This window comes from Actinoplanes sp. OR16 (genome assembly GCF_004001265.1).
Classification (GTDB): Bacteria; Actinomycetota; Actinomycetes; order Mycobacteriales; family Micromonosporaceae; genus Actinoplanes.
This window is the reverse complement of the sequence record NZ_AP019371.1, coordinates 6229582-6249779: the sequence shown is the minus strand read 5'-3', so window position 1 is coordinate 6249779 and position 20198 is coordinate 6229582. Positions and strand designations below refer to the sequence as shown.

The 20198-nt window shown below is 70.3% G+C and carries 19 protein-coding genes and 1 pseudogene; 8 read left to right on the top strand and 12 right to left on the bottom strand.

Annotated features, from left to right (window positions below):
• The first annotated feature begins 23 nt into the window (after window positions 1–23).
• Window positions 24–1049, top strand: coding sequence for a substrate-binding domain-containing protein (locus EP757_RS28570; RefSeq protein WP_127551167.1), 1026 nt, complete (start codon window positions 24–26; stop codon window positions 1047–1049).
• Window positions 1050–1066: 17 nt separating this feature from the next.
• Window positions 1067–1468: pseudogene (locus EP757_RS44115) on the top strand (nucleoside-diphosphate kinase); the annotation flags it as partial.
• A gap of 373 nt (window positions 1469–1841) precedes the next feature.
• On the opposite strand, the gene EP757_RS28560 reads toward EP757_RS44115, so the two are convergent.
• The 3 genes from EP757_RS28560 to EP757_RS28550 all read right to left on the bottom strand — a co-directional run bounded on the left by EP757_RS28560 (window position 1842) and on the right by EP757_RS28550 (window position 4368).
• Window positions 1842–3032, bottom strand: coding sequence for an acyltransferase (locus EP757_RS28560; protein ID WP_127551163.1), 1191 nt, complete (start codon window positions 3030–3032; stop codon window positions 1842–1844).
• Between the two features lie 137 nt (window positions 3033–3169).
• Window positions 3170–3802 carry a maleylpyruvate isomerase family mycothiol-dependent enzyme gene (locus tag EP757_RS28555; RefSeq protein ID WP_127551161.1) on the bottom strand — a complete coding sequence of 211 codons (633 nt, stop codon included), beginning with the start codon at window positions 3800–3802 and terminating at the stop codon, window positions 3170–3172.
• A complete protein-coding gene (locus EP757_RS28550) occupies window positions 3799–4368 on the bottom strand; it encodes a TetR/AcrR family transcriptional regulator (RefSeq protein WP_127551159.1) in 570 nt (189 codons plus the stop codon). Before EP757_RS28550 ends, EP757_RS28555 begins: the two co-directional genes overlap by 4 nt.
• Here EP757_RS28550 and EP757_RS28545 point away from each other — a divergent pair.
• Window positions 4331–5503 carry an amidohydrolase family protein gene (locus tag EP757_RS28545; protein ID WP_197725399.1) on the top strand — a complete coding sequence of 391 codons (1173 nt, stop codon included), beginning with the start codon at window positions 4331–4333 and terminating at the stop codon, window positions 5501–5503. The two genes, EP757_RS28550 and EP757_RS28545, sit on opposite strands and share 38 nt — an antisense overlap.
• Window positions 5504–5630: 127 nt before the next feature.
• On the opposite strand, the gene EP757_RS28540 is transcribed toward EP757_RS28545, so the two are convergent.
• The 9 genes from EP757_RS28540 to EP757_RS28500 all read right to left on the bottom strand — a co-directional run bounded on the left by EP757_RS28540 (window position 5631) and on the right by EP757_RS28500 (window position 15909).
• Window positions 5631–6065, bottom strand: coding sequence for a hypothetical protein (locus EP757_RS28540; protein WP_127551157.1), 435 nt, complete (start codon window positions 6063–6065; stop codon window positions 5631–5633).
• 208 nt (window positions 6066–6273) lie between these two features.
• Complete coding sequence (locus EP757_RS28535) at window positions 6274–7608, bottom strand: NarK/NasA family nitrate transporter (RefSeq protein ID WP_127551155.1); 1335 nt, start codon at window positions 7606–7608, stop codon at window positions 6274–6276.
• A 2-nt stretch (window positions 7609–7610) separates the two neighbouring features.
• Window positions 7611–7922, bottom strand: a complete 312-nt coding sequence (locus tag EP757_RS28530) for a Rieske 2Fe-2S domain-containing protein (protein WP_127551153.1) — start codon at window positions 7920–7922, stop codon at window positions 7611–7613.
• Window positions 7919–10372 (bottom strand): nitrite reductase large subunit NirB, encoded by a 2454-nt coding sequence (nirB, locus tag EP757_RS28525; protein WP_127551151.1) that lies wholly within the window; start codon window positions 10370–10372, stop codon window positions 7919–7921. The genes EP757_RS28530 and nirB overlap by 4 nt, the downstream gene beginning before the upstream one ends.
• Window positions 10369–12462 (bottom strand): molybdopterin oxidoreductase family protein, encoded by a 2094-nt coding sequence (locus tag EP757_RS28520; RefSeq protein WP_127551149.1) that lies wholly within the window; start codon window positions 12460–12462, stop codon window positions 10369–10371. Before EP757_RS28520 ends, nirB begins: the two co-directional genes overlap by 4 nt.
• Window positions 12463–12531: 69 nt before the next feature.
• Window positions 12532–13194: a sirohydrochlorin chelatase gene (locus EP757_RS28515; protein ID WP_127551147.1), complete on the bottom strand. Its 663-nt coding sequence runs from the start codon at window positions 13192–13194 to the stop codon at window positions 12532–12534.
• Window positions 13195–13331: 137 nt separating this feature from the next.
• Window positions 13332–14432: a uroporphyrinogen-III synthase gene (locus EP757_RS28510; protein ID WP_127551145.1), complete on the bottom strand. Its 1101-nt coding sequence runs from the start codon at window positions 14430–14432 to the stop codon at window positions 13332–13334.
• Between the two features lie 194 nt (window positions 14433–14626).
• Window positions 14627–14836 carry a hypothetical protein gene (locus tag EP757_RS42950; RefSeq protein ID WP_160165905.1) on the bottom strand — a complete coding sequence of 70 codons (210 nt, stop codon included), beginning with the start codon at window positions 14834–14836 and terminating at the stop codon, window positions 14627–14629.
• Between the two features lie 185 nt (window positions 14837–15021).
• The gene (locus tag EP757_RS28500) at window positions 15022–15909 is read right to left on the bottom strand and encodes a diiron oxygenase (RefSeq protein ID WP_127551143.1); all 888 of its coding nucleotides are present in this window, start codon (window positions 15907–15909) and stop codon (window positions 15022–15024) included.
• Between the two features lie 54 nt (window positions 15910–15963).
• On the opposite strand from EP757_RS28500, the gene EP757_RS28495 reads away from it, so the two are divergent.
• The 5 genes from EP757_RS28495 to EP757_RS28475 are packed head-to-tail and all read left to right on the top strand — an operon-like array spanning window position 15964 to window position 20125.
• The gene (locus EP757_RS28495) at window positions 15964–16662 is read left to right on the top strand and encodes a TetR/AcrR family transcriptional regulator (protein WP_127551141.1); all 699 of its coding nucleotides are present in this window, start codon (window positions 15964–15966) and stop codon (window positions 16660–16662) included.
• The gene (locus EP757_RS28490; RefSeq protein ID WP_127551139.1) at window positions 16659–16994 is read left to right on the top strand and encodes a DUF4873 domain-containing protein; all 336 of its coding nucleotides are present in this window, start codon (window positions 16659–16661) and stop codon (window positions 16992–16994) included. Before EP757_RS28495 ends, EP757_RS28490 begins: the two co-directional genes overlap by 4 nt.
• Complete coding sequence (locus EP757_RS28485; protein WP_197725599.1) at window positions 16984–18441, top strand: NAD(P)/FAD-dependent oxidoreductase; 1458 nt, start codon at window positions 16984–16986, stop codon at window positions 18439–18441. The genes EP757_RS28490 and EP757_RS28485 overlap by 11 nt, the downstream gene beginning before the upstream one ends.
• Window positions 18438–19289: an SDR family oxidoreductase gene (locus tag EP757_RS28480; RefSeq protein WP_127551135.1), complete on the top strand. Its 852-nt coding sequence runs from the start codon at window positions 18438–18440 to the stop codon at window positions 19287–19289. Before EP757_RS28485 ends, EP757_RS28480 begins: the two co-directional genes overlap by 4 nt.
• Window positions 19286–20125: an alpha/beta fold hydrolase gene (locus tag EP757_RS28475; protein ID WP_127551133.1), complete on the top strand. Its 840-nt coding sequence runs from the start codon at window positions 19286–19288 to the stop codon at window positions 20123–20125. Before EP757_RS28480 ends, EP757_RS28475 begins: the two co-directional genes overlap by 4 nt.
• The last annotated feature ends 73 nt before the right edge of the window (window positions 20126–20198 follow it).

Below are 20198 nucleotides of genomic sequence, written 5' to 3'. Positions count from 1 at the left end.
AAGTTTACCGGTAAACTGCGACGATGGTGACTCTCCGGGATGTGGCCCAGGCGCTGGGGATCTCGCACACGACCGTGTCGAACGCGTACAACCGGCCCGGCAAGCTCAGCGACCAGCTGCGGCAGCGGATCCTCGACACCGCGGCCGGCATGGGATATCAGGGTCCCGATCCGCTCGCCGCCGGGCTGGTGCGCGGGCAGTCCGGGGCGCTGGGCGTGCTCTTCGACGAAGATCTGGCCTACGCCCTGACCGACCCCGCCGCGCTTCTCTTCCTGCGGGGCGTCGCCGGCCGGTCCGCCGCGCAGGGGCTGACCCTGCTTCCCGGCCCGCACCTGGCGGACACCGTCCGGACCGCCATCGTGGACGGTTTCATCGTCTACTCCGTCACCGCCGACCATCCCGGCTTCCTCGCCGCCCGCAGACGCAACCTCCCCCTGGTGGTCGTCGACGAGCCGGTCCCGGCCGGCGACGACTGGCCGTACCTCGGCGTCGACGACCGCGGCGGCGCCGAACAGGCAGCCCGTCACCTGCTCGACCTGGGCCACCGGCGGATCGCCGTCCTCGTCGACCGGCTCACCCCCGGCGACCACCGCGGACCGGTCAGCAGCGACCGCCTGAGAGCGACCACCTATCAGGTGGCGCGGGAACGGCTGGCCGGATACCTGGCGCCGCTCGGCACACCACCGGCCATCTGGGAGTGCGGCGGGGGCACCCCGGAACACGCCGTACCGGCCGCCCGCGCCCTGCTGGCCGCCGCCCCCGCGAAACGGGTCACCGCGATCCTCGCCATGACCGACGAACTCGCCCGCGGCGTGCTGATGGCGGCCGCGGCGGTGGGCGTGGCCGTTCCGGACGACCTGTCCGTCATCGGGTTCGACGACGTGCCCGAGGCGAACCGCACCGATCCCCCGCTGACCACCGTCCACCAGCCACTCGCCGACAAGGGGCGGCTCGCCGTCGAGGTGCTGACCGGAAGCCACCCGGCGCCGCCACAGCGCCTGCCCACCAGGCTGATCACCCGAGCGACCACCGCTCCGCCACCGGATTGACAACCGGGGTTCGTACCATGGGAGGTCCCCCGCATCCCGAGGAGCCGGCGATAACCACCGACGAGGCCTTGCTGCTGCTCAAGCCCGACTGCCTGCGCCTGGGACTGACCGGCGAGGCCGAGCGGGTGATCGCCCGGGCCGGCCTGGGGATCAGCCGGCGGGAGACGCGGACCCTGACTCCGGCCGACGTGCGGTTCCTCTGGGCGGAGTACTCCGACGACGGTCACGTGCTGGCCCGCGCCCTCCTGGACCGCTACCTGACGTCGGGCCCGTCCGAGGTGATGGCGGTGACCGGGGACGACGCGTTCGAGAGGGCCCGGGCGGTCAAGCGCACGCTGCGCGGCCGGCATGCCGTCGGGATGTTCGCCAACGTCGTGCACGCCGCGGAGAGCCGGGCCGAGCTCGCGCGGCAGACGGCCTACCTGTTCGACGGGGTCAGCACGGCGGCGGCGGTGAAGCAGCGGCCGCGGGGCGCCGACCTCCGGTCCGTGTTCGATGTGCCGGCGCTGGTCGAGGAACTGTGGCCGGTCCTGCAAGCGGATCTGCGACCGCCGTGTCCCGATGTGTCGGGCGACTTCCTGCTCGTCCTCGGCGGCGACCGCGACCACACCCTCGACTCCACGGTCACCGCTCTCTGGCGCGCCTTCCCCGGCATCGAACCCGCCCGGGCGGTCCTGCTGGCCCTCTACGCGGACCGGACCGGCGGCTACCCCGTCGCCACGGGAAGCCGCCGGTCCATGAACCGTGCCGAACGATCGCTGCGGACGAGCGGCATCCGGCACTGCTGGGTGGTCAGTGCCGCACCGGCACCGCCGCCCGCCCGTGGGGAGCCCCCGGCGCCGTCGCCCGTGCCGGCACCGGACGCAGTGGCATCGGCGCCACCACTGTCGCGGTCAGATCAGGCTGGGACTTCGCTGGCTCTCCGGCGACCGGCTCGGTAGAACCGACCGGCCACGGCAGGAACCGCGCCCTCTTGCGCGCCGCCACGTCCTCGACCCAGCCGAAGAACAGCACGGCGTTCACCAGCAGGGCGAGCGCGACCACGACGTACCCGATCTCGAAGAGACCGCCGAGCCGCCACACCTCCAGCGCGTCCCCGACCGGGAAGCAGAGGGCGATCGCCACGTTGTTCCACAGGTAGATCGTCACCGCGCGGGCGTTGATCAGCGTGACCCAGCCGTCCAGGAAGCGCCGCTTCGTGAGCCACTCCATGCTGGGCGACCAGCGCAGCAGGAACAGCACGAATCCGGCGTTGTAGACGGCGTAGGCGACCGGGATCTCCTTGATCCCGCCGGCGTCCGGGTGCTGCCAGCTCCACGCCAGACCGGCGGTGACCAGGACCGCGGCGAGCACTGTCACGAGCAGACCCGGGATCCGCTTGAGGGATCCGTCGCGGTGGGCGAAGCCCAGCATCCAGCAGGAGGCGTACATCAGGATGTTCGTCGCCACCTCCTGGTAGTTCTCGTTCGCCGGCCAGATCGGGTGGACGCTGAGGACCAGCAGAACGACGACCGGCGCCACGATCGCGACGAGCCGCATCCGGCGGTAGAGCCACAGCAGGATCGGCGAGAGCGTCACCAGCCACAGGTAGGTCACCAGGTACCAGAGCACCTCGGTGGCCTGCATGCCGAAACCGCTGGTCGGCGGGTCGACGAACGGCACGATCCAGGCGATCAGGTGCCACAGCGGCGGGCGCTCCTCCCAGCCGACCAGGAACATCGCCGGCACCAGGACGACCGCCAGCAGCCAGTAGGCCGGCAGCAGACGCCGCAGCCGGCCGCGGATCACCGTCATGACCGAAGGTGATCGTTGCAGCGAGTTCGCCATCAGCGAGCCCGCGAGCGCGAACATCACGCCCATCGAGGGGAAGACCAGCTCGAGCAGGGCGTAGGGGAACATGTGGAAGACCGACACCCGCACGATGGCCAGCACCCGCAGCAGATCGAAGTAGCGGTCCCGACGGGCCGGTCTGGTTTCGGCCATGACGCCTCCAAGAACACACACGGAGGCGTCCGCCGACCGGCTCCCCCGGCGGCCCGATCGAACCGCTGCATCAAGCTATGACCGCATGTTTTGCCTACGCTGTGTGATCCCTGTCCAAAGACCCATTCCTGGTACGCCTACCGTCCCGCTCTCGGCCGCAGCACCGCCAAACCATCCCCGCTGAGCAGCGAAGACCGCACCATCCGGCCGCACGCGGTGAGCAGCAGAACCCCGATCGGCCCGCGCAGCTCGGGTCCGTCGCCGTGCGCCCAATCGACGTCGGTGGCTACCAGTCGTAGTCCTCGGAGCGCCTTCGACGCCGGCAGCGGTGGCGGCATCCGCATGGTCAGGCACCGTTGCGTGGCGACCGTCGCGGCCTCGACCGGCATCGGGAACGACCTGCTCAGCGGAATCGCGATGTCCTGCCCGTGGACCAGCAGGTCGGTGAGCGTCTCGATCGGCGTGACCCCGGGATTGCGCTTGCGCCGGTGCGCCGTCTCCCGGATGTCCGCCCTGATCCTTTCCGGACTCCAGTCGCGCGCCCGCCGCTTCGCCATCTCCCGGATCATGCCGTCCATGTCGCGCTGCCGGTCCTTCAGCAGCAGTCCCAGATCACGGAAGCCGAGCTGCTGCAGGGTCAGATGCGCCGCCACGTCCCGCACGGTCCAGCCGGCACAGAGCGAGGGGGTGTCCCACTCGCCGGGGCTCAGGTCGTCGAGCAGGCCGGCGACCGCGATCCGCAGCGCGATGATCTCGTCCCAGGCGTTCATGTACCCACCCGTTCTCCCACGATGGCGGCGACCAGGGCTTTCAGCTGCTCGCTGGGGTCGAAGGCCGGGTCCGGGATCGCCAGCTCGTGCAGCACCACGCCGGTCCAGTGGTTCATCAGGATCGGCGCGTGCCGTTCCGGGTCGTCCGAGCCGGCCAGCCGCAGCCAGACGTGGAACCACTCGTTGACCTGCGCACCGGTGGCCAGCAGTCTCGCCCGCAGCGCCGGCTGCGTCCCGGACTCGACGAGGATCGCGTACCGCGCCAGCGTCAGCGTCCGGTGCGTCGTCGTGGCCTCATGAGCGAAAAGCGTCATGGCAAGCGCCAGCTCATCCGCCGTCCGCGGCGCACTGCGCACCGCGATCTCTTCCCAGTTCCGCCGTTCCCGCTCCGAGAACCGCTCCACGACAGCGTCAAGCAACGCCTCCCGTGTCCGAAAGTGATTCGAACACGACCCGTGCGCCACCCCCGCCGCCGTGTCCACCCTGCGGTGAGTCAGCCCATGCATCCCGGATGTTCCGAGTACCTCGATGGCGGCATCGAGCAGCTGGTCCCTTCTGCTCCCCATAATCGGAAACTACCATCGTAGTGATGGAAACTACAAACGTAGTGCGCTTCGCGATCCGCGCCGACATGGCCTTCGACGGCGAGCGTTCCCTCCCCGGCGGCACCTGGTCCTGGTCGAAGCCCACACCCACCTCTGCGCCGACAGCTCCCTCACCGCTCTGGACCGGATGCCGTCCCTCTCCCGCGCCGAGCTGTCCACGACCATCGCCGACAGCCTCCGCACCGAGTTGGCCGCCGGCGTCACCACCGTCCGCGACCTGGGCGACCACGACTACGCCGTCGTCGACCACCGGAACGACGCGGTGGCCGGCCGTGACAACCCCGCCGTGAACGCCCGGAGCCCCGCGATCGTGGCCTCCGGGCCGCCGATCACCACGCCGGACGGGCACTGCGCGTCGATGGGTGGCGGGGTGCACGGCGTGGAGGCGGTCCGGCGGGCCGTCCGGGAACGGGCCGACCGCGGCGCCGACGTGGTGAAGGTGATGGCGACCGGCGGGATGATGACGGCCGGTACCGACGTACGGGCCTGCCAGTTCACCCACGACGAGATGCGGGCGATCGTCGACGAGGCGCATCGGCTGGGGCTGCCGGTGACAGCGCACGCGCACGCCACAGCCGGGATCGAACAGTGCGTCGACGCGGGGGTGGACGGGATCGAGCACGCCGGCTTCTTCGGCGCGGACGGGATCGACACGCCGCCGGCGCTCGTACGGCGGATCGCGGCGGCCGGCATCGTCGTCTGCCCCACGGTGGGCGCCGACGTCCGGCCGGGCACCGTGCTCCCGGACCGCCTGATCAAGGCCGGTTTCACTCCTGAGGGCCGGCGCGCGCAGGTGGGTGCGCTCTATCGGGCCGGCGTCACCCTGATCAGCGGCGTCGATGCGGGCATCCACCCGGCCAAACCTCACGGCTACCTGCCCCGCAGCATCGCCGAACTGGCGGCCTGCGGAGTCCCCGCCGCCGCCCTGGCCTCGGCCACCTCCCTGGCAGCGAAGGCCTGCGGGGTCTCGTCCCGAACCGGCTGCCTGAAAGCCGGCCTGGACGCCGACCTGCTACTGGTCCACGGCGATCCACTCCACGACCTGACCGCACTCCAGAACGTCCACACCGTCTTCCGTGCCGGCCACCGCCTCTGACCGAACCGTCAGCGATGCGGGGCGAGAAACCGGACGGGAAAGGGGAACGGGTGTGGCGCAAATGGGCGAAGGCCGCCCCGGGAAAGGGCGGCCTTCGTGCCTTGTGGCATTCGCAGGGGACTACTCCCTAGCGGCCCTTCTTCCAGTTTCCGGGGCCGTCGTGGAAGTCCGGGCCGTCGTGGAAACCGCCCGGACCGTGGCCACCGGGACCGTGGCCACCGGGACCGTGCGGGCCGTGACCGCCGGGGCCGCCGCCCCAGCCGTAGAAGACCTTGAGGGCCCAGCCGCCGCGGAAGCCGCCGGCCGGGAAGCACCGGTAGCTCTCCCAGCGGTCCTGCCAGATGCCGGCACGGCCGACCTTGTGGCAGGTCCGCGGGCTGCGGTAGTAGTCGTAGATCCGCTCACGGCGCGGGTGGGCGTCCTGCTTGGCCGCACTGCGAGCAGTGTCCGCGGACGGGCCGGCCGGCGAAGCCGTGGAGGCGGCTGCCGGGCCGGCGGCCATCGTCACTCCCGCGGCCACCGCCACGCCCGTCATGACGAACGTGCGCGTCAACTTGTTCATGGATCACCTTTCCACAAGAAAGGGCTTTTTCGGACAAGAAGCACGCTATCGCCATTCTTGGTCGTTTTCAGCTGACACACAGTCACGAACGGGTGATCTTGAGGGGAGGTGTCGCGCGGTGTGAAGGGACGCCGAGAGCAGCGCGGGCGTCGTACCGGAAAGGAAAAGGCCCGGACGCGGAAAGCGCGCCCGGGCCGGAGAGGGTGAGTCAGACGGCGATCTTCGCCCGGGCCGCGGGGCGGAGGTAGACCGCCCAGGTGACCAGGACGCAGAGGGCGTAGAAGGCGATGAAGGCGATGTACGCGGCGTCGGCGTCCTTGTAGGTCAGGAAGGACTGGCGGAAGGCGAGGTTGACCAGGACGCCGCCGACCGCGCCGATCGCCCCGGCGATGCCGATGACCGCGCCCGAGATGCGGCGGGCCTGCGTGTCGTCGCCGGCGTACTTCTGGCGGAAGATCGCCGGGATCATCTTGTACGTCGAGCCGTTGCCGAGCCCGCTCAGCACGAACAGGACGATGAAGCCGCAGATGTAGAGCGGCAGGGATCGCTGCTGCGCCGCCACCAGGACGATCGAGGCGCCGATCGCCATCGCGATGAAGTTCACGAACGTCACCCGGGCGCCACCGAGACGGTCCGCGAGAGCGCCGCCGAGCGGGCGGATCAGCGAGCCGAGCAGCGGGCCGAGGAAGGTCAGGTACGCCGCCTTGATCGGGGTGTTGAACTGCTCGGCGAACTGCACCTGCAGCACCTGGCCGAAAGCGAACCCGAAGCCGATGAACGAACCGAACGTCCCGATGTAGAGCAGCGACATGATCCAGGTGTGGCCCTCACGAGCGGCGTCCCGCATGCCCCGCTTCTCGTTGCGGGCCTGGCTGAGGTTGTCCATCCAGAGCGCCGAGGCGACCGCCGCGATCACGATGAACGGGATGTAGATGCCGGCCACGATGCCCGGGCTGCCCGAGCCGAAGACCGCGAGCACGAAGAGGCCGACCAGCTGCACGACCGCGACGCCGAGGTTGCCGCCGCCCGCGTTGATGCCGAGCGCCCAGCCCTTGAGCCGGTCCGGGTAGAAGGCGTTGATGTTCGCCATCGAGGAGGCGAAGTTGCCACCGCCGACACCGGCGAGCGCGGCCAGGATCAGCAGGGTCGAGAACTCGACGCCGGGCTTGATCATGAACGCGGCCGCGATCGACGGGATGAGCAGCAGCGACGCGCTGATGATCGTCCAGTTGCGGCCGCCGAACCTCGCCACGGCGAACGTGTACGGGATGCGCAGTGCCGCTCCGAACAGCGCCGGAACCGCGGTGAGCAGGAACTTCTGCGCCGGGTCGATACCGTAGGCGGGACCGAGGAACAGCACCAGCACGGACCACATGGTCCACACCGAGAAGCCGATGTGCTCCGAGAAGATCGAGATGATCAGGTTGCGCTTGGCGATGGCGGCGCCGCCGTTGTCCCAGAACTCACGGTCCTCGGGACGCCAGTCGTCGATCCAATGGCCGGAGAGACTCTTCGCGGCGGGACGTTCGAGAACAGCAGTCATTTCTACTCTCCCAGTACGATCTGATCGCCGTCGACCCGCACCGGGTAGACGTTGATCGGGGGCTGGCCGGACTGGGAACACCCGGTGGCGAGGTCCCATGCGAACAGGTGCAGAGGGCAGACGACGACCTTGTTGTCGATCTGGCCGTCGGCGAGCGGGCCGCCCTGGTGGGGGCAGACCGCGTCGACCGCCCGGAGGGAGCCGTCGCGGAGGTGGAAGACCGCGATCATCTGCCCGTCGACGGCGTAGGAGCGTCCCTCGCCGGGCGGGATGTCGGTCAGCGGGCCGAGCTTCTGGGAAGTCTGCAAGATCATGAGCGCACCGGAACCTGGGGAAGAACGGTCAGGGGAAGGGAAGTGCGGAACTGGCCGGGCGTGACCGGCTCGGCCCGCTCCTTCCAGGGGTCCTTGTAGGCCTGCACGGCCTCCTCGACCGCGGCGTCCAGCGCCTCGGCGATGCCCTCGGAGTCGTCGACGACGATCTCCCGGATGGTGTCGATGCCGATCCGCGGGACGAAGGCGTACGTCCGCTCCAGCCAGTTGGCGTTCTCGCGGTAGTACTGCAGGAAGCGGCCGGTCAGCCGGATGACCTCTTCGGCCGAGCCCACCGTGGTGAGCAGGTCGCCCTTGCGGATGTGGGCGCCGGCGGCGCCGCCGACGTAGATCTCCCACTTGCCGCCGTCGATCGCGACGACACCGAGATCCTTGACGTACGCCTCGGCGCAGTTGCGAGGACATCCCGTCACCGCGAGCTTCATCTTGCCCGGACCCTCGAGGCCCTGGTAGCGCTCTTCGAGGGCGATGCCCAGCGCCGTGGAGTCGCCGACGCCGAACCGGCAGAAGTCCGAGCCGACACACGTCTTCACCGTGCGGAAGCTCTTCGCGTACGCGTACCCGGACGGCATGTCCAGGTCCGCCCACATCGCCGGCAGTTGCTCCTTCGGAACCCCGAGCAGGTCGATGCGCTGGCCACCGGTCAGCTTCACCATCGGCACGTCGTACTTCTCGGCCACCTCGGCGATCTTCCGCAGCTGGGCCGGCGTGGTGACGCCGCCCTTCATCTGCGGGACCACCGAGAACGTGCCGTCGCGCTGGATGTTGGCGTGCACCCGGTCGTTGATGAAGCGGGCGTCGCGCTCGTCGACGTAATCCGCTCCCCACATCATCTTGAGGAGACTCGCGAGGCCCATCTTGCTCTTGGCGTCCTCCTCTCCCCCGAGTTTGGCGAAGACTGAGGAGACACTCTTCAGTTCGTACTTCCGAACCGCCGCCATCAGCTCCTGCTTGGGCATCGGAACACCGGGCACGTACCACGAGGCCGCCGGGTCCTCCTCGACCTCGCCACCGGCGGCCCACTCGACGATCCGCTGGACCAGGGGCTTGCAGGTGCCGCAGCCCTTGCCCGCCCGGGTGGCGTCCATCACGCCGCTGACCGTCTTGCAGCCCTGGTTCACCACGCCGCAGATCGCGCCCTTACTGACACCGTTGCAGTTGCAGACCTGCGCGTCGTCGGGCATCTCGGCGGGCGACACCTCGCCGGCCGGGCCGCCGATGTCGAAGAGCAGCTCGGCGCGCTCCTCCGGCAGGGCCATCCCCCGGTCGAAGGCCTGGATCAGCGACGCCGCCTTGCTGTTGTCGCCGACCAGCACCGCGCCGACCAGCACGTCGTCGCGGATGATCAGCTGCTTGTAGACGCCCTTCTTCGGCTCGTTGTAGACGATCACCTCGTCGGTGTCGTGCTCCGGGGCGATCAGGCCCATCGAGGCGACGTCGATGCCGGCGACCTTCAGCTTGGTGTGCAGCTTCGAGCCGGTGTAGGCGACGTCGGTGTGCCCGGTGATGTGGTCGGCGAGCACCTTCGCCTGGTCCCACAGCGGCGCGACCAGGCCGTAGAGGCTGCCGCGGTGCTGGGCGCACTCGCCGACCGAGTAGATGTCGCGCTCGCCCTCGACCCGCATCTGGTCGTCGACCACGATGCCGCGCTCCACCGGCAGGTCGCTGTCCGCGGCGACCTGGGTGTTCGGCCGGATGCCGGCGGCGATCACCACCACGTCGCAGTCGATGACCCGGCCGTCGGCGAGCTTGACCCCGGTGACCCGGTCCTTGCCGAGGATCTCGCTGGTCATCGCGTTGGTGATCACCTCGATGCCGAGCTTGCCCTCGACGCTGGCCTGCAGCATCTGGCCGGCCTTCGGGTCGAGCTGCCGCTCCATCAGGTGACCCATGGCGTGCAGCAGCGTCACGTGGCTCAGGTGGTTCTGCAGGCCGCGTGCCGCCTCCAGGCCGAGCAGGCCGCCACCGATCACGACCGCGCGCTCGTGGTCCCGGGCGTACCGGATCATCGAGCGGGTGTCGTCGAGCGTGCGGAACGCGAAGACGCCCTGGTGGTAGCCGCGCTTCGGGTTGTGCACGTTCTTCATCGGCGGCGTCCACGAGTAGCTGCCGGTCGCGATGATCAGCTTGTCGTAGGGGGTCCGGCTGCCGTCCGAGCCGTGAACGATCTTGGCGACCTTGTCGATCTTCTCGATCTTGACGCCGGCGTTCAGCGTGATCCCGTTCTCCTGGTACCAACCCAGGTCGTTCAGGAAGATGCCGTCCTCGGTCTCCACCCCGGCGAGCAGGTTGGAGAGCATGATCCGGTTGTAGTTGCCGTACGGCTCGTCTCCGAACATCGTCACGGTGAAGTCGCCGTTACGAGCGAGGATCTCCTCGACCGTACGCGCTCCCGCCATGCCGTTGCCGATGACAACAAGGCGCTGGGTCATCGAGTCGTGGTCCCTTCCGGTGTGTCGGCGAGCGCGATGGTCACCGCGCACACCTTGAAAGCGGGCATCTTGGAGTGGGGGTCGAGTGCCGGATTGGTCAGCGCGTTGGCGCCCGGCCAGTGGAACGGCGCGAAGACCGTGTCCGGGCGGATGCCGTCGCTGAGCCGGGCGCGCAACGTCGCGACGCCCCGGCGGCTGCGGAGTTCGACCAGATCGCCGTCGGCGATGCCGTGCCGGCGAGCCAGGTCGGGGTGGATCTCGGCGCGGGGTTCGGGCAGCGCCACGGTGAGCGCCTTCACCCGCCGGGTCTGGTTGCCGCTCTGGTACTGCTGCATGTTGCGGCCGGTCGTCAGCACGTACGGGAAGGTCCCGTCCGGCAGCTCGGCGGCGTCGCGGTGTTCGACCCGGATGAACCGGGCCCGGCCGTCCGGCCGCGGGAACGACTCGGCGAAGAGCCGGGGCGTGCCGGGGTGGTCCTCGCTCGGGCAGGGCCAGAAGACGCCCTGCTCGTCGTCGATCCGTTCCCAGGTGATGCCGTGGTAGTCGGCGATCCCGCCCCGGCTGGCCCTCCGCAGTTCGTCGAAGACCGTGCGCGGGTCAGCGGAGAAGTGCTCGCCGCGGCCGAGGATCTCGGCGAGGTCGGCGATGACCCGCAGGTCCGTGCGAACCAGCGGCGGCGGCGGGAGCGCCATCCTGCGGCGGATCACCCGGCCCTCCAGGTTGGTCATCGTCCCCTCCTCCTCGGCCCACTGCGCCGTGGGCAGGACGACGTCGGCGAGCTCCGCCGTCTCGGAGAGGAAGATGTCCGATACGACCAGAAGGTCGAGGGACTTCAATCGATCGATCACGTGCGTGCTGTGCGGGGCGCTCACCGCGATGTTGCTGGCCAGGACCCAGAGGACACGGACGCCGCCGTCGGTGCCGAGCCGGTCGATCATCTCGTAGGCGGAGACGCCGGGCTGCGGCAGCTCGTCCGGGTCGATCCCCCACACCCGGGCGATGTGCTCGCGGGCCGCCGGGTCGTCCAGCCGCCGGTAACCGGGCAGCTGATCGGCCTTCTGGCCGTGCTCGCGGCCGCCCTGCCCGTTGCCCTGCCCGGTGATCGTGCCGTAGCCCGAGTAGGGCTTGCCGACGAGTCCGAGCGCGAGCGCCAGATTGAGCCAGGCCTGCGCGGTGTCCGTGCCGTTGCTGTGCTGCTCGGCACCGCGGGCCGTGAGGATCATGGACGGTTGTTCGGTGGCGAGCAGGCGGACCGTCTCGCGCAGCCGGCGCTCGGGGACGCCGGTCATCCGTTCGACCCGTTCCGGCCAGTACGCGTTGGTGGCCGCCTTGACCGCCGCGAAGCCCTCGGTCCGGTCCTTCACGAAGTCCTCGTCGATCCACCCCTCACGGATGGCGATGTGCAGCATCCCGTTCGCCAGCGCCAGGTCGGTGCCGGGCAGCGGCTGCAGGTGCAGGTGGGCCCCGTTGGCGGTGTTCGTCCGGCGCGGGTCCACCACGATGTGTTTCGCGCCGGCCGCCCGCCCGGCGTCCAGGTACTGCATGGACGGCGGCATCGCGTCGGCCGGGTTCGCGCCGACCAGCAGCACGGTCCGGGCCTCGGCCACGTCGGCGAGCGGGAACGGCAGTCCCCGGTCGATCCCCAGCGACCGGTTCGCCGCCGTCGCCGCTGACGACATGCAGAACCGGCCGTTGTAGTCGATCGCCGAGGACCGCAGCGCGACACGGACGAACTTGCCGAGCGCGTACGCCTTCTCGTTGGTCAGGCCACCGCCGCCGAACGCGCCGACGCTGTCCCGTCCGAATCGATCCTGGCTCTCCCGGATCTTCGCTGCGATCAACCCGTAGGCCTCTTCCCAGGAAGCCTCCCGGAGGGGACTGTCCCGGTTGCCGGGCTCCTTGCGGACCAGCGGCGTCAGCAGCCGGTCCGCGTGGTCCAGCAGGTCTGCCGCGGTGAATCCCTTGGCGCACAGCCCGCCCCGGTTGGTGGGGAACTCGGCCGGCTCCAGCCGAACCCCGGGAATCCTGGGGGTCAGCGTCATCCCGCACTGCAATGCGCAGTAGGGGCAATGCGTCTGGGTCGCCGTCACAGGAAGTAGCTTCGCGGCGCTCCGTTAACCGCTCAGACGCATTGCGGTGACGCTGTTGTCAGGAAATCCCTACATCGCCCCGACCGGCGTTGTGAGACGCGCGGCATCGAAGCGTCGCAATACGAGGTCGGCCACGGCGTCGTCGTGACAGAGCGGCGGCGTCACGGAATCGGCCCCCGCGTTCAGCAGCGAGCGGTAGAACAGTCCCTCGGCCAGCAGGTAGGCGGCGATCGCGATCTTCCGCTTCCCGTTCCGCCGCAGCCGCGCGACCACGTCCTTGACCTGCGGCCCGGCGCCCGAGGTGTAACCGATCTCGGCATCGGGGCGCAGCTGCCCGGCGACGCCTTCGACATCGGCCCGCCACAGCGGATCGGACGAGCCGGCCGCCGCGAGCACCACCGCGTCGGCGTCCGCCGGAAGGTTGCGGATCATGCTGTCCAGCAGGACCGGGTCCGGTCCGAGAGGGCCGGTCACCGGGAAGTCGGTTCCGGTCACGGCTTCGGCGATGTCCACCCGGACGTGGTAGCCGCAGGAGAGCAGGAGCGGCACCACCACGGCGTTCTCCACTGCCGGCACGACGCCGGCGACCTTGGGCTCCTGGACGTCCACGTAACAGAGCCGCACATCCAGGCCGGGCCTCCGGCGCGCGACCGTCCCGGCCAGCTGCTCGATCTGCCGCCGGCCGGCGGGCGAGCGGGTTCCGTGCGCGACAGCGATGAGGGTTTCAGGCATGGGTCTTCTCCCTGCTTTTCGACACGCTTGCAGAAGGCAGGGCCCGGCAAGGCATCAGGCCCTTTTCCCGTACGACGGCAGCGCTGCTCTCCCGTACGTTCCGTCAGGATCTCGTCCGATCCCGGCCGATCAGGTCGTCAGGCGGCGTCGTCCACCCGCAGGCGGTAACCGCGCTTGATGACCGTCTCGATGTGCTTCCCCGATCCGAGAGCGGCACGCAGACGGGCCACTGCCACGTCCACCGCGTGCCCGTCGTTGCCCCGCGGCAACGCCTCGGCGAGCTGTTCCTTGGACACGACGACGCCCGGCCGGCGGGCCAGTGACGTCAGGATCGCCATGGCCGCCGGGGCCAGGGCGTGGAAGTTGTCGTCGATGAGCACGGCGTGGCCGCGCACTTCCAGGGTGGAGCCGGCCACGCGCAGCCGGACCGCGCGCTTCGGCAGCTCGTCGGTGACCGTCTTGATCAGCGCGCCGAGCCGGTAGCGCTCCGGCATGACGACCGGGATGCCCCGCTCGACCAGGGGCGCGGCGGTCACCGGGCCGACGCACGCTGCCAGGGTGGAGCACTGGAAGGCGGCGCCGACGTCGGCGCCCGCGTCCCCGGCGATCGTCAGGAACGCCTTCACCGCCGGGGCGCTGGTGAACGTCACGGCGTCGATCTGGCCGGCCGCCACCTGCTCGGTGAGCCGGCGTACCGGCGCGGCGTCCGGCGGCATGGCCCAGCGGTAGACCGGCACCTCGACGACGGCGGCGCCGGCCGCCCGCAGCGCGTTCACGAACTCGGTCTGCGGCTCGCCGTGCTCCTGCACCACGATCCGCCGCCCGGCCACCCCGTCGCTGAGCAGGCGTTCCAGCACCTCTTCGGAGGCCTCGGTCTTCGCCGCCCAGTCCTCGGTGAGCCCGGCCGCGCGGATCGCGCCGCACGGTTTCGGGCCCCGGGCGATGATCTTCGCGTTGCGCAGTGACTCCCGCAGCGTCTCGGCGAGACCCCAGCCCTCGGCCGCCTCCAGCCAGCCACGGAACCCGAATCCGGTGGTCGCCACCACCAGGTGCGGTTCCAGCCCGATGCACGCCTCGGTGGCCGCCCGCAGCGCGTCGTCGTCGATCAGCGGAATGATAGTGATCGCGGGTGCGCTCACCACCCGCGCGCCACGCCGCTCCAGCAGCGCCGCCATCTCACTGCGACGTCGTTCCGCTGTCACCGCCACGGTGAAACCGGCCAGTGCGCCCTCGGTCATCCGGTCCCCATCCTGGACTCTCGCCGCCGTTCACGACGGGTGCCGTCTCCATCGTCGTGAACGAGCCTCGCCGCAAGAGTCCTAAGACCTGGTTTCGGGACCGGCAATGTCATGTTTCCGTGATGATAACGGGCGGTCACTTGGCGGCGGGACGCCGTTGTGAGGACTTGATCATGCGCTGGTCACAGCGTGACTCAGCTCTCACCCTCGTCGAAGAGCGAGCCCTCCGCACCCAGAACCCGGCGGATCTCCGTCATCAGGTGGAACGCGGCGATCCGCCCGTCGAGCAGCCCGATCCGGTAGTCGGCGCCGAACTCCGGGTCCTCGGCCACCTGCGGGTCCCGGTGGCCGGCGGCCCCGTCCACCCGGCCGGCGTTGTAGGCGACCAGAGCCTCGTCGATCACAGCAGTCTCCCCAGTACGAATCCGTCGCGCCCATCTCACACGCGAAAGATCCGCCCGCCCAGGGACCGAACGTCCGGTTCCGCACCGCCGGGGTGGGACCGCCCTCATCCATCCGTCGCCCCGCCACCGGCAACCGGCCGGAAACCGTCCCGCACCCGGGCGACGTCGCTCACATCGCCCGTCCCCTATGCGGCCAGCAGGCCGGAGGCTCGCCAGAGGGCCGCGCCCGGGCCGCCGATCAGGTCGAGGTCCTTGAGATAGGTGACGACGCGCTCGCCGGCCCAGCGCATGGTCTCGCGGTGGTACGGGTTCGCCCAGGCGGCGCGGCAGCCCTCCTCGGGGGAGATGCCCACGGACAGGTAGACGCGCGGGTCGACGAGGCGGCGGCCGGTCAGGAAGGCGGCTCGGCCGATCACCAGCTTGTCGAAGACGATCCGGCCCCGGCCCGCCCGGCGGATCTGCCGGGCCAGCTCCTCGCGGGCGTACCGGACGTGCCGGGCCTCCTCGACGACGTGGATGCGGGAGACCATCCGGACCAGGGGCTGCACGTTCTCGTCGGCCATCGCCTCGCGCTGCAGGGTGTCCAGGATCTCCTCGGCGATCAGGATGGCGGCGAACATCCGCGGGCCGCTGCCGGTGGCGGCGATCCACTTGCCGAGCCAGTGGTTGAAGCCGACCGGCTGGTAGATCGGGGTGTCCAGGCGGGCGATCATGCGGCCGAACATGACCGAGTGGCGGCACTCGTCGCCGATCTCGGTGAGCGCGTACTGCGCGTGCGCGGCCGTCGGGTCCTGCTTGAAGTAGTCGCGGATCAGCAGCTGCATGAGGATCGTCTCGAACCAGACGCCGAGGCCGGCGATGCTCGCCACCTCGTGCTTGGTGAGCTCGATGCGCTGCTCCTCGGTGAGCCGGTCCCAGAGCGCGGTGCCGTAGAGGCTGGACCGGTGCGGCGGCACGAAGAACTTGCCGGCGACGAACGGCGCCTCCCAGTCGATCTCCACCTCGGGGTCGTAGGAGTGCTCGGCGGACGAGCGGAGCAGCCGGGTGGCGGTGCGGTCGCGGTCGGTCGTCATGAAAGGCCTCCGGAGGGCTTGACGTTACCGGCGGTAACAGTTACTTCTTGTACTATGAACTCGGCCACACCACCCGTCAATCCCCCATCGAAACGCGGCGATGGCCGCCGGGGCCGCTGGGACCACCACCGCGAGCAGCGCCGGGCCGAGCTCACCGCCGCGGCCATCGAGGCGATCCGGCTGCACGGGCCGGACATCGGCATGGAGGCGATCGCCGCGCACGCCGGCGTCAGCAAGCCGGTGCTCTACCGGTACTTCGCCGACAAGTCGGAGCTGTGGCTCGCGGTCGGCCAGGAGGCCGGCGGGATCATCCTGGAGGCGATGGTCCCCGCCGTCGCGAACGTCCGCGAGGAACGCGCGGTCGTCGCCGCCGTCATCGACGTCTACCTCGCGCAGATCGAGGCCGACCTGAACCTCTACCGGTTCGTCGTGCACCAGCCGGACATCGCACGGCACCGGGACGTGGTCGCCGATGTGGTGGACACCGTCGCCAGCGGGCTCGCCCGGATCTTCGGCGACCGGCTGCGCGCTCGCGGGCTGGACTCCGGCGCCGCGCTGCCCTGGGCGTACGGCGTGGTGGGTTATGTCCAATCGGTCGGCGACTGGTGGCTCCGGCAGCAGCAGCCGATCAGCCGCGAGGCGCTCAGCGAATACCTGACGACGTTCCTCTGGGGTGGCATCTCGGGGATCTCGCGGGCGGCCGACATCCCCGGCGGGCTGGGCGCCTTCACGATTCCCACGGAGGACTCATGAGCACTGACGAGGAGGAGTACCGCGGTCCGGCCTCGCTGCGCCTCGCGGACGCAGAGATCGCGGTCGCGGTCCGATTGTCGGCGCGGTTCGAGCCGATCGAGGGGCGGTTCCGGTGGGCCGGGCGGACCGGCCCGGACGACGATCTCCTGCGTCGCGTGAGCGGGGGGCTGCGCACGGCGGTCCTCGTCGTGGATTCCCGGGAGACGCCGGTCAAGCTGAGCGAGCCGGATCCTTGGGGCGGAGTGCGCCTTTCCGGTACGGGGACCCCGCCGTGGTTCGGAGTCCACTCCGACATCGGGGGCGATCGCGGTTTCGGGGGCGATCGTGCCTGACCACTTCGATGTCCTGATCGTCGGGGCCGGTCTCTCCGGGATCGGGGCGGCGTGGCGGTTGCAGCGTCAGCGGCCCGGCGACAGCTATGCGATCCTGGAGGCTCGGGACGCGATCGGCGGGACCTGGGACCTGTTCCGCTATCCCGGGGTGCGATCCGACTCGGACATGTTCACGCTGAGCTATCCGTTCCGCCCGTGGCGGGAGCCGGAGGCGCTGGCGTCCGGCGCGGCGATCCGGCGCTACATCGTGGAGACGGCCGCCGAGGCCGGGATAACCGGAAACATCCGATACAACCAGCGGGTCGTGCGTGCCGACTGGTCGACCCCGGACGCGCGGTGGACGGTCCGCACCGCCGACGGGAGCGTGCTGACCTGCGATTTCCTCTACAGCTGCTCCGGCTATTACAGCTACACGACGGCCCACCGACCCGATTTCCCGGGTATTTCCGACTTCACCGGCACGCTGGTCCACCCGCAGTTCTGGCCCGACGATCTCTCCTACACCGGCAAGCGCGTCGTCGTGATCGGCAGCGGGGCCACCGCCGTCACGCTGGTGCCGGCCATGGCCGCCGAGGCGGCGCACGTGACGATGCTGCAGCGCTCCCCCACGTACGTGACCCCGCTTCCGGACCGCGACGTGATCGCCGACCTGGCCCGCAAGGTGCTGCCGCCGACGGCCGCGAACCGGGTCGCTCGCGCCAAGAACATCCTGGTCACGCAGGCGTTCTACCAGCTCGCGCGGCGGCGGCCGACGCTGGTGCGCAAGGCCCTGCGCGGCATGGCGCTGCGCTACCTCGGCAACCCCGGGTACGTCGACGAGCACTTCAAGCCACGCTACGACCCCTGGGACCAGCGGCTCTGCGTGATCCCCGGCGGCGACCTGTTCCAGGTGATCGCGAACGGCCGTGCGTCGGTGGTGACCGACCACATCGACACGTTCGTCAGCGAGGGGATCCGCCTGAAGTCCGGCACCGTCCTCGAAGCCGACGTCGTGGTCTCGGCGACCGGCCTGTCGCTGCTGCCGGTCGGCGGCCTGGCCCTCGCCGTCGACGGCGATCCGATCGACGTCGGGCGGCACGTCGCCTATCGCGGGCTGATGCTGAGCGGCGTGCCGAACTTCGCGTACTGCATCGGTTACACCAACGCCTCCTGGACGCTGCGGGCCGACCTGTCGCACCGGTACGTGCTGAAACTGCTCGACCACCTGGACCGGCACGGGTACGCCGCCGCCACGCCCACCGGCCGGGTCCGCAGCGGGCGGCCGCTCATCGACCTCTCCTCGGGCTACGTGCGGCGCGCCCTCGACGAGTTTCCCCGGCAGGGCGACCGGGATCCGTGGATCGTCCGGCAGAACTACCTGCGGGACCTGCTCACCACCCCGCGCGCCGACGTCACCCGCGACATGACCTTCACCCGTGCGTCCGTCTCCGACAAGGTGGCCTCATGAAACCCTATCGATTCGCCGGCCGGACAGCAGTGCTCACCGGCGCGGCCAGCGGCATCGGCGAGCACCTCGCCTACGGTCTCGGCCACCGCGGCAGCAACCTCGTCCTGGTCGACGTGGACGCGCCCCGGCTCACCGCGGTCGCTGATCGGATCCGGTCAGCCCATCCGGGCGTCACGGTGCAGACCATCGTCGCCGACCTCTCCGACAGGTCCACCGTGGAATCGCTCGCCACGCAGATCCGCGGGTCCGCCGGCGATATCGGCCTGCTGCTGAACAACGCCGGGATAGCGCTCGGCGGCCGTTTCGACCAGGTCTCCGTCGAGCAGTTCGAAACCGTCATGAACGTGAACTTCCGCGCGCCGATGCTGCTCACCCACGCCTTGCTCCCGGCCCTGCGCGACGGTTCGCATCTGGTCAACGTCTCGTCGCTGTTCGGCCTGATCGCGCCGCCCGGGCAGTCCGCCTACGCGGCGAGCAAATTCGCGCTGCGCGGACTCAGCGAATCGCTGCGCGCCGAACTGGCCGAGAACGGCATCGGGGTCACCACCGTGCACCCCGGCGGTATCCGCACCCGGATCGCGGAGAGCGCGCTCGTCGGCGTCGACGTCCCCGAATCGGAGATCGAGCCGAATCGGAAACTGTTCGCCGCGCTGCTCAGCTATCCGCCGGACAAGGCCGCCGAGCAGATCCTGCACGCCGTCGCCGCCCGCAAGGCCCGCCTGCTGATCTCCACCAGCGCGAAGGTGCCCGACCTGCTGGCCCGGCTGCTTCCCGTCGGCCACGCGCGGATCGTGCGGGCGCTCACCGCGGCGGCTGCCACCCCCCGGCGGGATGCGATCAAGAAATGAGGTTCATCGACGTACGGGGAACCCGCATCCGCGTCCACGAGTCCGGTCCGGCCGAGGCGCCGCCCGTGGTGATGCTGCACGGAATCGGGCGCAGCCTCGAGGATTGGTCGGAGCAGCATCCCCGTTTCGACGGCGAATACCGGGTGATCAGCCTGGACATGCCCGGATTCGGGTTGTCGCAACGCTCCCCCGCGACCACCACCCTCGGCGTGCTGGCCGACGGCGTCCTGCGTTCACTGGACGCGCTGGGCGAGACGCGGCCCGTACATCTGATGGGCAATTCCCTGGGCGGCGCGGTGGCGATGACGATGCTGGCCGGCACGCCCGATCGGGTCTCCACCCTGACCCTGGTGAACAGCGCCGGCTTCGGCAAGGAGGTGACCGTCGCGCTACGCCTGCTCGCCGTTCCGGGAATCGGCCGGCGGCTGCTCCGGCGCATCGACGCCCGCACCGCACCCCGCGTGGAACGCCAGCTGTTCGCCGACCGTGCCCTGGTCACCCCGGAACGCGTCGAGATGGCGATCAGAATCGCCCGTCAGCCCGACTTCGCTCCCGTCTACCTGGAGATCGCCAAGGCCCTGGGCGGCTTCCGTGGCGTCGCCGCGCCCTGGCGCACCGACCTCCTCCGCCGCGTCGCCGCCCACCCCCGACCGACCATGATCCTCTGGGGCGACCGCGACGGGATCCTCCCCTGCGCCCACCTGGCGGCGGCCCGGGCGGCGTTCCCGCACGCCCGCTCCCACCTGTTCGCTGACACCGGGCACATGCCCCAGATCGAACGCCCCGACGAGTTCGCCCGGCTGGTGAGGCCCGTCCTGTCCGAAGTGACCGTCTGACTTCCGGGCGCCGAGGGCTGCGGCTCGCCTCGGCCCGGGCGGCGGCGGAGGGGACGCCGTCCGGGCCGCTTCG